Source organism: Nocardia carnea (genome assembly GCF_029868325.1).
Lineage (GTDB): Bacteria > Actinomycetota > Actinomycetes > Mycobacteriales > Mycobacteriaceae > Nocardia > Nocardia carnea_C.
On the sequence record NZ_JARWNW010000280.1, the window covers coordinates 1 to 11,160 of the forward strand.

Consider the following 11,160-nt stretch of genomic DNA (forward strand, 5'->3'; position numbering starts at 1 on the left):
AACGGGGGGCCACCGGGCGGGGTAATCCGCGCCTGCGGGTGCAACCAAAATACCGCACCCACGACGGTGACAGGTCGTACCGTACGAGAAAACGCCCGTCGGTGACGGGCGTTTTCTCGTAGTACCGATCGGGTGCGGGAGTGCAAACCCCGCCGCGTATCGCCGGAGCCGGTTACCGGCTCCGTTCCAGCCCGCGGCTGCGGCTGAGCTCCTGCTCCCGGGCCCGCTGGACTGCGGGCGTCCGGTCCGGGCGGTTGCGGGCCGCTTCGCTGGCCGGTCCGGCCTGGCCCACCTCGACCAGCATCCGGGCTGCCGCGAGTTCCGGGGCGATCCCGATCCTGGACAGATGTGCGGCCAATGCCGCCCGGCGCTCCACCGAGTCGTAGCTCACCGCCGTCGCGGCCCCGGTCACCTGCTCGGATCTGTCGGCGAACCGTTCCAGCGTGACGCGGTCCTTTTCCAGTTGCACCCCGCGATAACCGCTCGTTTCCCGTTGCGGGACGGAGGAGCCCGGTTTCACCTCGGCCGACGCCCGTGAAATGGTCTGGGCCAATGCGAGGTTGCGTGGATCCTTGGACTTGGCATCGCGTGCCTCCCGGATCTGCAGCTCCCGGGCCTCTTTCACCCGGGCCTCGGTGAGCTTCACGCGGGCCTCGGCCTCACGCTGGCCGCGTTCCCGGGTTTTCAGCGCGACGAGGGTCGCGATCTGCAACATCGTCTTCATCATGGCCGCGGTTTCCCGGCCGATATCGTCGATATCCTCGGACATGGCTGCTCCCGATACTGCGGTGGTCACTATGGGTGTTCATGGTGCCCGGTGGCAGCGGGGCCGCCGGGCGGATCGGGATTCGCCACCCGACCCGCGAACGGTCCGCCGGAATCCGCCCTCCGGAAACATTCGCCGGAAGATCCCGCCGGCAGCGCACCGGCCCGAACGGCGACCGATGAGCGCGACATGGTCACGCGCACTCCCACTTTCGAGATTACCCGAGAAACAGGGGCACAGTCTGTACTACCTGTCGTCGACCAGCATATATCTACGGGATCACTGCGGGGGCGAACCGGCCCGTCGATTTCAGTCGATCCGTACCGAATTCAGCGTTACCGGCTGGTTCGGTTTGCCGTCGCCCGGACCGTTGGATTCGTCCTGGCCGATCCCGGCGATGGTGTCCAGCGTGGCCAGGCCCGCCTCGTCGACCGTACCGAAGATCGTGTAGTTCGGCGGCAGCATCGAATCGCCGTAGACGATGAAGAACTGGCTACCGTTGGTGCCCGGTCCGGCATTCGCCATGGCCAGCACGCCGCGCTTGTAGCTGATCGGCTCCGACAGGGCCGGATCCTCCGGCGGGTACTGGTCGGTGGGGTATTCGTTGTCGAACTGATAGCCCGGGCCGCCGGTACCGGTACCGGTCGGATCACCACATTGCAATACCTTCAGGCCCTCGCCCTGAGTGAGACGGTGGCAGTCCGTACCGTCGAAATAGCCCTGACCCGCCAGGCTGGCAAAACTGTTCACGGTGCACGGCGATTCGGCATTGTTCAGCGTGAGCCCGAGCGGGCCGTGGTTGGTGTCCACGCTGAGGCTCAGCGTCGCGTTGTCGCCGCCGGTCTGGATACCCTCCGTGCGCGGCTTCTCCACCGGTTTGGCCGCCGGCTCGGGGGTGTCGTTGTAGACACAATTCACACTGGCCGGTTTCGCGGCCGCGGGCGGCGGTGGTGCGGCGCCCGGCGTGCTGGACAGCGAGGCGTCGGGCGTCTGCGAGGCGGCGTTATCGGCGTCGTCCCCACCGCGGGTCAGGAAATACACACCGGTCACCGCGGCGATCACCACGACGACACCGAGCGCGGATCCGGCGATGGTGAGTTGCTTACGCTTGCGCGCGCGTTCGGCCCGGTTGGCGAGCTGTCGTTCCAGCTTGCGTTTCGCCGCCGCTCGGCGCTGTTCGTTGCTCGGCACTACCACGTTCCTCCCGTGCGGCGGCCGGGCCCGGGCCCGGCCGGTCGCTTCTGGTCTGTTGGTTCCGGGCTAGAGTCTGCCATCTCCAGCTGTGCGTCCCCGGATATCGCCCCGAGACTCCCCGCTAGGCACCCCCGTCCGGCCGTAACCGGTTGGACTCGACCGGGGCGGGTGGGGGAAACTGGTTCACCGTGACCAAGACCAGCAGCTTCTCCGCCCCGAAGGGGGTGCCGGATTATGTCCCGCCCGGCTCGGCCGAGTTCGTCGCGGTACGCGACGGCCTGCTCCGCGCCGCCCGACTCGCCGGATACGGGCATATCGAGCTGCCGATCTTCGAGGACACCGAACTGTTCGCGCGCGGTGTCGGTGAATCCACCGATGTGGTGAGCAAGGAGATGTTCACCTTCTCCGACCGTAGCGAGCGCAGCGTGACCCTGCGGCCGGAAGGTACCGCCGGGGTGATGCGCGCGGTGATCGAACACGGCCTCGACCGCGGTCAGCTGCCGGTGAAACTGAGCTACGCGGGCCCGTTCTTCCGCTACGAACGCCCCCAGAAGGGCCGCTACCGGCAGTTGCAGCAGGTCGGGGTGGAAGCCATCGGCGTCGACGATCCCGCGCTGGACGCCGAAGTCATCGCGGTCGCCGACGCCGGGTTCCGCAGTCTCGGCCTCACCGGGTTCCGGCTCGAGATCACCTCGCTCGGCGACGAGACCTGCCGCCCGCAGTACCGCGAGCGGCTCCAGGAATTCCTGTTCGGTCTCGACCTCGACGCCGAGACCCGCCGTCGCGCCGAGATCAACCCGCTGCGCGTACTCGACGACAAGCGACCCGAGGTGCGTGAGATGACCGCCGGTGCGCCGCTGATGCTCGATCATCTGTCCGAATCGGCGAAGAACCACTTCGACCGGGTTCTCGCCCACCTCGACGCGCTCGGCGTGCCGTATGTGCTGAATCCGCGGATGGTGCGCGGCCTGGACTACTACACGAAGACGACCTTCGAATTCGTGCACGACGGCCTGGGCGCGCAATCCGGGATCGGCGGCGGCGGCCGCTACGACGGTCTGATGGCGGAGCTGGGCGGGCAGGCGCTGTCCGGTATCGGCTTCGGGCTCGGAGTGGACCGTACCGTTCTGGCGCTGGCCGCCGAGGGGGTCGGCGCGGCCGATCCGGCACGCTGTGAGGTCTTCGGGGTGCCGCTCGGGGACGCCGCGAAACAGCGGATGGTGGTATTGGCCGGTGAACTCCGGGCCGCCGGTATCAGCGTCGATCTGGTTTATGGCGACCGCGGGGTCAAGGGGGCCATGAAGGCCGCCGACCGGTCGGGTGCCCGCTACACGCTGGTCCTCGGCGACCGTGATCTGGCCGAGCAGACCATCGGGCTGAAGGATATGCGCACGGGCGACCAGCGGCAGATCCCGTTGGCGGAGATCGTCACCACCTTGTCCGACCGGTCGTAGTACTCTGCGGGCGACCCTGCTCCCGGACCGAAAAGCGCCGCCGTGACCGATTCGCCCCCACCCGATGCCGACCAGCGAATCGGGCTGGACCTGGTAGCACCCGAGATGTACGCGCCTGTCCTGCGCCGGTTGGTGCTCGTCGCGATATGCCTGGCCCTGATCGTGGGGCTGGTGGCCGGAGTGTTCCTGGAACCGGTCACCGGGGTGGTGGCGGCGCTCGTGGTGGCCGTGCCGGCCGCCGGGTACGTCCTGGCGGTCCGGCGGCGCCGCCTGTGGCTGGCCGGGAACACGCTGTACGCGCGCACGCTGTGGCGGACCCGGCAGCTGCGGGTACCCGCCGTGACCGGTGTCGAACTGCTGGTCCACCCCGGCCGCCTCAGCCGCGTGCTCCTGCGGCTCACGGCGGGCCCGGACCGCCAGCTGGTACCGCTGGCCATGTACACCGACGCGGGCAGTGGCCGGGAACTGCATATCCTGGGCCTGCGCCGGCTCGCCGACGCCCTGTCCCGCAGCGAGCTCGCCGCCGGTCTCGCGGTCGCCGACCTGTTGGTCCACCAGTTACGCGCCGAAGCCCGCGATGCCGCGCTTGCGGAGCGCCCGCTGTACCGGGCGGTCGCCGCGGCGCGTACCAAGGACTATGTCGCCCCGATCGTCCTCACCGACCAGGAGATCGCCGCCCTGTACTGAACGGGTGATTGCCGGTGAGTCGCCTTGGGATGCGTGCGCACGCGGAGGCCGGGACGGCGCCGAAGGCACGACGCAAGGGGCAGCCCGGCTACGACCCCGACACCGATATCTTTCGACCGCCGCTCGGCCTGAAAATGCAACCACTACCTCCGTCGACTGCGCAATCGTGAGGTATCCGGACGCCGGTGACGCGGCGATCAGACAGCGCCCGTCCATCCGCAGTTCGCGGCGTCGCCGGGAACGAACGCTCCGGTACGGCTCACCCGCGACACGGCGAAGCGGGGGCGGCGGCCGACCGGCTGGGGTGCCGGTGTCACTGCGGCGCTGGGCGCCGCCATCTCCCAGACAACGCCGGGTATGCCCGCCATTTCGCCGAGCAGTTCCCGGGCGGCGCCGATCCGGTGGCTCCGGGCCGGCCCGGAGCAGGGGAGGGGCGACTGCGTCGGTCAGACCGTCCAGGTCTCCGACCCGGTGAGCAGACGCTGCAGCGCATCGGGGCCGGCCGGGTTCTTTTCCTGTGCCGCGGTGGTTTGTGCCCGGACGCCGTCGTCGTAGGTCGGTCGCCGGACGGCCCGGAAGATACCGGTGACCACGTGGCCGAGATCCTGGTCGGACAGGCGCGACAGGGCATAGGCGTACTCGGGATCGTCGCGGTGGGCGTCGTGGACGACGATATCGTCCTCCGCGACGTCCGCCGTCGGTGCTACGGCGAGCCCGAAACCACGCTGTACCACGGCATATTCGCCCTCGGCGCCGAAGCGCAGGGGTTCGCCGTGCCGGAGCGGGATGAGTCGGGATTCGCTGTCGCCGCGGCGCAGCACATCGAAGGAACCGTCGTTGAAGATCGGGCAGTCCTGCAGGATCTCCACGAACGAGGTACCGCGGTGTTCCGCGGCGGCGCGCAGCACCTCGGTGAGCCCCGCGCGATCGGAGTCCAATGCGCGGGCGGCGAAGGTCGCTTCCGCGCCGAGAGCGACCGACAGCGTATTGAACGGGTGATCGACCGAGCCCATGGGGGTCGATTTGGTGACCTTGCCCGCTTCGGACGTGGGGGAGTACTGCCCCTTGGTGAGACCGTAGATCCGGTTGTTGAACAGCAGGATCGTCATGTTCACATTGCGGCGCAGGGCGTGGATCAAGTGGTTTCCGCCGATGGAGAGGGCGTCGCCGTCCCCGGTGACCACCCAGACCGACAGATCCGGGCGGGTCACCGCCAGCCCGGTGGCGATGGCCGGGGCCCGGCCGTGGATCGAATGGATCCCGTAGGCGTCGAGATAGTAGGGGAATCGGCTGGAGCAGCCGATCCCGGAGACGAACATCAGGTTTTCCCGGCGCAGGCCGAGTTCGGCCAGGAAACCGCGCACCGTGGCGAGGATGACGTAGTCACCGCAGCCGGGGCACCAGCGCACTTCCTGATCGGAGGTGTAGTCCTTGGCCTTCTGCGGGCCGTCTGCGGCCGGTACGCCGGTCACTCCCGAGACCGGTGTGATGCCGAGGTCCGCCCCGGTCGGCGAGGTATCGATGATGGTCATGCTGCGCCCCCGTTCCTCCGATAGGTCGCTCGAGCTCGGGCGGTGAACGCCTTGCTCTGCTCCAGTTCGGCCAGTGTGCCGTCCAGTGCCGCGTCGATCACGCCGACCAGTTCCTGGGCGGAGAATGCCGTTCCCGCCACCTTTGTCCATGGTTGCACGTCCACCAGATACTTGGCCCGCAGCAGCCAGGCCAGCTGCCCGCCGTTCATCTCCGGCGCCACCACGGTGTCGTAGCGGCGCAGGACCTCGCCGAGGTCGGGCGGTAGCGGATTGAGATGGCGTAGATGCAGCTGGGCGACCCGCGCCCCGCGGCGGCGGACTCGGCGGCAGGCCTCGCCGATCGGCCCGTAGGAGCTGCCCCAGCCGACGAGCAGAACCCGCGCCGCGCCGTCCGGGTCGTCGACCTCGGCGGGCGGTGCCGAGATACCGTCGATCTTGGCCTGGCGCAGCCGCACCATCAGTTCGTGGTTGGCCGGGTCGTAGGAGATGTCACCGCTGCCGTCGGCCTTCTCCAGGCCACCGATCCGGTGCGCCCGGCCCGCGGTCCCCGGTACCGCCAAGGGGCGGGCAAGGGTTTCCGGGTCGCGGGCATAGGGCTGGAAATCACCGTCGCCCGCGGGCTCGAACGCCGGGTCGATCGGTTCTAGTTCGTCCACCGCGGGGATGGCCCACGGCTCGGACCCGTTGGCTATCGCCCCGTCGGACAGCAGGAGAACGGGCGTCCGATAGGTGAGGGCGATCCGGGCCGCCTCCACGGCCGTGGCGAAACAGTCGGCCGGCGAACGTGGCGCCAGCACCGCGACCGGGGATTCGCCGTTGCGGCCGTAGAGGGCCTGCAGCAGATCGGCTTGTTCGGTTTTGGTCGGCAAACCGGTGGACGGGCCACCGCGCTGGACGTCGACGATCACCAGCGGTAGTTCGGTCATCACCGCGAGTCCGATGGTTTCGCTCTTGAGCGCCAGACCGGGCCCCGACGTGCTGGTCACCCCGAGTGCACCGCCGATCGCGGCGCCCAGGGCGGCGCCGATCCCGGCGATCTCGTCCTCGGCCTGGAAGGTGGTGACACCGAAATTCTTGTGCTTGCTCAGCTCGTGCAGGATGTCGGAGGCCGGTGTGATCGGGTAGGTGCCGAGGAACAGCGGGGTCCCCGCCAGCGACCCGGCGGTGATCAGGCCGTAGGCCAGGGCGGTATTCCCGGTGATCTGCCGGTAGGTGCCCGCGGGCAGGGCGGCCGGGGCGACCCGGTAGGTGGTGGCGAAGGCCTCGGTGGTTTCGCCGTAATTCCAGCCGGCCCGGAAGGCGAGGATATTGGCCTCGGCGATTTCCGGCTGCTTCGCGAACTTCTCCCGCAGGAACTGCTCGGTCCCGCCGATCGGCCGCCCGTACATCCAGGACAGCAGGCCGAGGGCAAACATATTCTTCGCCCGCTGGCCGTCCTTCTTGCCGACACCGGCGGATTCGGTCGCGGCCAAAGTCAGAGAGGTCATGGCGACCCGGTGCACGACGAAATCCGCGAGGTCCTCGCCGGCCAGCGGATCGGCGGTGTAGCCGACCTTGGTGAGGTTTCGTTTGGTGAATTCGTCGGTGTTGACGATGAGGGTGCCGCCGCGCGGTAACTCGGCCAGATTGGCCTTCAGTGCCGCGGGATTCATCGCGACCAGCACATCCGGCTGATCGCCGGCGGTGAGAATATCGTGGTCGGCGATCTGGATCTGGAACGACGACACACCCGGAAGGGTGCCCTGCGGGGCCCGGATCTCGGCCGGGAAGTTGGGCTGGGTGGCCAGATCGTTGCCGAACGCGGCCGCCTCATGGGTGAACCGGTCACCGGTGAGCTGCATACCGTCACCGGAATCGCCCGCGAACCGGATGACGACGCGATCCAGTACCGCTGCGCCGGAGGTATTTTCGGCCGGTGCGGCATCGGACGGGGCGATGTTGTCGGGGTGCGAAACCATACGCGTGCTTCACTTCCTCGTCGAAATGAGCTACCAGCCGCCAACCTACCCCTGCCGGGGGTCGCCGCGCCGGGAAAGTGTGCGTCCGGTGCGCCGCGGGCGCGGTCCGGCGGGGCGGTCCGGAAACGTCGGCCGGCCGCCCGGTGAGGCAAAACTGCAGCTAGCGGGCTTGTTCTGAAGTCTGTTGCACGGCCGTTACGTCGAGACATAGGACCGGACTGGTGTCCGGTCTGTTATCTGGCGGGGCCTCACGCCACCGCATAGGAATTCGCCGCGCGACAACAACACGCAGGCGCGAGCAAGGCCTTCACAACACGTTCTGCGATGTGTCCTGGAAGCCGGCACCGGCGGCCGAACCTCGCGTGCGGGTACTCAGGCGAACAGCTCCAGCTGCGGCGTATCGGCGGGTTCCGGTGCCGGACGGATCTCGGCGGGGCGCGGTTCCTCCGGGCGCAGGCCGTGCTCGCGCAACAGTGGATCGACCCGCTCCCGCAGCCACGATGCGTATTCGGGCGCTACCGTCGCACCCCGCCGGTAGAGCTGCCGGTATCGGCGCAGGAGTGCCGGATGGTGTTCGGCGAGCCAGCCGAGGAACCAGCCACGCGTACTTCCGCGCAGATGCAGGGGAATGACCACCGCCGACCCCGCGCCGGCCGCGGCGAGTTCGCCGAACAGTTCGTCGAGCTGGGCCCGGCCGTCGGTGAGGTACGGAATCACCGGCGCCACCATCACATCGACCGCGAAACCGGCGTCACCGCAGGCGCGTACCAGATCCAGGCGAGCCCGCGGTGTGGGGGTGCCGGGTTCCAGGCCGCGCTGTAACTCCGGATCCAGCAGGGCCAGCGAGATCCCGATATGCACGCCGACCTCGCGTGCGGCCAGGCTCAGCAGCGGCAGATCCCGGTGCAGCAGGCTGCCTTTGGTGAGAATCGAGAACGGTGTACCGGAATCGGTGAGGGCCCTGATGATTCCGGGCATCAACCGGTATCGGCCCTCGGCCCGCTGGTAGGGATCGGTATTGGTACCCAGCGCGACCCGCTCCCGATGCCAGGAGCGCCGGGTCAGTTCGCGCCGCAGTACCGCCGCGATATTCGTCTTCACCACGATCTGGGTGTCGAAATCCGTTCCGGCATCGAGTTCCAGGTATTCGTGCGACCCCCGCGCGAAGCAGTAACGGCAGGCATGCGAACACCCGCGCATCGGGTTGATCGTCCACCGGAACGGCAGATTCGATTCGTCGGGAACCTTGTTCAGCGCGCTCTTGCAGAGCACCTCGTGAAAGGTGATGCCCTCGAAATCGGGAGTCTGTACGGTGCGGGCGAACCCGGCCCGGCCGAGGCCGGGCAGTGCGCCGTCGTCGGCGTCCAGGGTCTGGTTCTGCCACCGCACGCGACCAGTCGAACACGCGTTCTAACTACTGTCAAGCAGTCGGGGTGAAATCCGGGAGCGGGGCGTGCGGGTCGGCGAAGAAGGCCACCAGATCGCGCACGGTGTCGTCGATCGGCCGGGGCTGATATCCCAGTTCACGGGTGGCTTTACCGTGGTCGACCAGCGGCGCCGAAACCAGTGCGCCGAGTGCGGCCTTGGAGACGACATCGGTGCCCAGGCGTTTGCCGATCGGCTCCATCACCGGAATGAGGCCCGAGACGAGTTTGGGCGAGATGGAGAAGCGGGGCCCCTTCTTGCCGCCGTGCCGGGCGGCCATCCGGCAGAGGTCGAGCATGGAGATCATCTCGCCGCCGATTAGGTAGTTCTCTCCGGTGCGGCCGTGTTCACCGGCGAGGATCAGGCCGCGCGCCACATCCCGGACGTCCACCAGGTCGAAACCGCCGTCGATCATGGCGGGGATACGGCCCCGGGCTGCATCGCGCAGGTAGCGGTTGATCCGGGAAAGCGGAGTTCCGTGGTCGGCGGGACCGAATACGCCGGTGGGGTTGCAGAGCACCGCGTCCAGGCCGGACTCGATCACCTTGCGGAGTTCGATCTCGCCGGCCCATTTGGACCGGTCGTAGACGGGGAGATCGGTGTCGGTGGAGCGCAGGGTGGTCTCGTCGATCGAGCCGCCGCAGCTGTACTGGTCGAAGGCATGGATCGAACTCGCGTGCACGAACCGCCGGACACCGACCGCGTGGGCGGCCTCGGCGACCACGCGTACGCCCTCGGTGTTCACCCGCCAGGCGAGGTCGTTCTTGTCGGCCAGGGTGATCACCGCGACCAGGTGGTACACCACTTCGGCGCCGTCGAGGGCGGCGCGCATGGAGGCCGGATCCAGGACATCGGCGCTCACCCAGGTGACGTTCGCCGCGGCGGATTGCCGGGGGGGCACCCGATCGATGGCGGTGATCTCGTCACCGCGCTCGGCGAGCAGCGGGAGCAGATTCGTACCCAGGTAGCCGGCTGCGCCGGTCACTGCGACCTTCATGCGGACGACAATATAGAACTCGTTCTAATTTGCAACCTGTTCTAGTTTTGCGGCGGGGCGCGGTCTCGTCCGGGACCGCCGGGTTGGGCTATATTCGGGCGGCAACCATTTGATGCCGCAGGGGCACGTGTCGTTGTGGCACACGAGAAGTTTCACGCGGTGGCGATGATGTTCACGATGAATCAGGGGGGAGCCCGATGAGTAATACCTCGGTGGAAACCGAAGCGCTGCGGGTTTTCGGTACCACGAACGCCGGCATCGGCACCGAGATCGCCGGTGTCGCCAATATCGACGCCCTGCGCAATATCGCCGCGCTGACGCCGGTGTTCGGTCTGATCGGCGCCGACTATCTGGCCATGTTCGCCGCCGCGCAGGTGCTGCAAACCCGCGATATCAACGATCTCGCGGCGAAGTATCAGCACCTGTCGCAGGCCGCGTTCTCCTCCGCGCTCAACTACGACCTCACCGACGACGGCACCGCCGGCGCGCTCGGTACGGCGGGGGGCGCGCTGTGAAACCGCTCGACAACGGTGCGGGTACCGCGGGCCTTATCGCTCCCGAGTTGCAGCATGCCGTTCCCGTCGCGCCCGCCGATACCCCCGTGACGGCGGCCCCGGCGTCCGCCCCGGACCCCGGCGCGGCGATCCAGGATGTTCCGCTGGCTCAGCTTCCGGAAGGGGAGGCGCCGGCCGAATCGCCGGAATTCGTGCTTTCCCAGCGCATTTCCGAGGACGGTCCCGCAACGGCCGGTATGCCGGGACTTTCCGGGCTCACGGGTGGGGCACCGGAGGCCCAGGACATCCTGTCCGGCGCTGTCGAAGATGTATCCGCGCAGGCCGGTCATGTGCTGGGCGTTGTGAACCAGGCGGCCGCCCCTGTGCTGGATACGGCTCAGGGTCTCCTCGGCCAGGCCGCGGCGGCCGCCGGTGTGGGGGCCCCCCCCCGCGCGGGCCCCGGGGGGGCCCCCCCCGGGGGCCCCCCCATTAACCCCCCCCCCGGTGGGGGGCGGGGGGAACGGGGCCGCCCGGCCGGGGGGGCCCGGTTGCGCCGCCAAAAACCGGGGGGGGGGGTAATGGGGGGGGCCGCGGGGGGGGCAACCCCGGGGCCGGGGCGGGGGGGGGTCCCCACACCGGCGGCCGCCGCGGCC

The 11,160-nt window shown here is 68.7% G+C and carries 9 protein-coding genes; 3 read left to right on the forward strand and 6 right to left on the reverse strand.

Annotated features, from left to right (window positions below; all coding sequences use genetic code 11):
* Positions 1-172: 172 nt before the first annotated feature.
* Both QH196_RS27085 and QH196_RS27090 read right to left on the reverse strand, forming a co-directional pair.
* Positions 173-769, reverse strand: coding sequence for a hypothetical protein (locus QH196_RS27085; RefSeq protein ID WP_280418667.1), 597 nt, complete (start codon positions 767-769; stop codon positions 173-175).
* A gap of 306 nt (positions 770-1,075) precedes the next feature.
* Positions 1,076-1,957 (reverse strand): peptidylprolyl isomerase, encoded by an 882-nt coding sequence (locus tag QH196_RS27090; protein ID WP_280418668.1) that lies wholly within the window; start codon positions 1,955-1,957, stop codon positions 1,076-1,078.
* Positions 1,958-2,148: 191 nt separating this feature from the next.
* Between QH196_RS27090 and hisS the strand changes: the two genes are divergently transcribed.
* Positions 2,149-3,414 (forward strand): histidine--tRNA ligase, encoded by a 1,266-nt coding sequence (gene hisS, locus QH196_RS27095; RefSeq protein WP_280418669.1) that lies wholly within the window; start codon positions 2,149-2,151, stop codon positions 3,412-3,414.
* A gap of 42 nt (positions 3,415-3,456) precedes the next feature.
* Positions 3,457-4,101 (forward strand): hypothetical protein, encoded by a 645-nt coding sequence (locus tag QH196_RS27100; protein ID WP_280418670.1) that lies wholly within the window; start codon positions 3,457-3,459, stop codon positions 4,099-4,101.
* A gap of 446 nt (positions 4,102-4,547) precedes the next feature.
* Here the strand turns inward: QH196_RS27100 and QH196_RS27105 are convergent, their stop codons facing one another.
* The 4 genes from QH196_RS27105 to QH196_RS27120 form a co-directional block, all read right to left on the reverse strand.
* Positions 4,548-5,633: a 2-oxoacid:ferredoxin oxidoreductase subunit beta gene (locus tag QH196_RS27105; RefSeq protein WP_280418671.1), complete on the reverse strand. Its 1,086-nt coding sequence runs from the start codon at positions 5,631-5,633 to the stop codon at positions 4,548-4,550.
* Positions 5,630-7,591: a 2-oxoacid:acceptor oxidoreductase subunit alpha gene (locus QH196_RS27110; protein WP_280418672.1), complete on the reverse strand. Its 1,962-nt coding sequence runs from the start codon at positions 7,589-7,591 to the stop codon at positions 5,630-5,632. The genes QH196_RS27105 and QH196_RS27110 overlap by 4 nt, the downstream gene beginning before the upstream one ends.
* 372 nt (positions 7,592-7,963) lie before the next feature.
* On the reverse strand, positions 7,964-8,980 hold the full coding sequence (locus QH196_RS27115; protein WP_280418673.1) for an Rv2578c family radical SAM protein: 1,017 nt from the start codon (positions 8,978-8,980) through the stop codon (positions 7,964-7,966).
* Between the two features lie 31 nt (positions 8,981-9,011).
* Positions 9,012-10,013, reverse strand: a complete 1,002-nt coding sequence (locus QH196_RS27120; protein WP_280418674.1) for an NAD-dependent epimerase/dehydratase family protein — start codon at positions 10,011-10,013, stop codon at positions 9,012-9,014.
* Positions 10,014-10,210: 197 nt separating this feature from the next.
* On the opposite strand from QH196_RS27120, the gene QH196_RS27125 reads away from it, so the two are divergent.
* Positions 10,211-10,528, forward strand: coding sequence for a type VII secretion target (locus tag QH196_RS27125; protein WP_280418675.1), 318 nt, complete (start codon positions 10,211-10,213; stop codon positions 10,526-10,528).
* Positions 10,529-11,160: the final 632 nt, after the last annotated feature.

What these genes read in the sequence shown, in the direction of transcription:
- QH196_RS27120 (WP_280418674.1), bottom strand. Translation starts at nt 10,013, where the DNA reads ATGAAGGTCGCAGTGACCGGCGCAGCCGGCTACCTGGGTACGAATCTG.
- QH196_RS27110 (WP_280418672.1), bottom strand. Translation starts at nt 7,591, where the DNA reads ATGGTTTCGCACCCCGACAACATCGCCCCGTCCGATGCCGCACCGGCC.
- QH196_RS27085 (WP_280418667.1), bottom strand. Translation starts at nt 769, where the DNA reads ATGTCCGAGGATATCGACGATATCGGCCGGGAAACCGCGGCCATGATG.
- QH196_RS27125 (WP_280418675.1), top strand. Translation starts at nt 10,211, where the DNA reads ATGAGTAATACCTCGGTGGAAACCGAAGCGCTGCGGGTTTTCGGTACC.
- QH196_RS27105 (WP_280418671.1), bottom strand. Translation starts at nt 5,633, where the DNA reads ATGACCATCATCGATACCTCGCCGACCGGGGCGGACCTCGGCATCACA.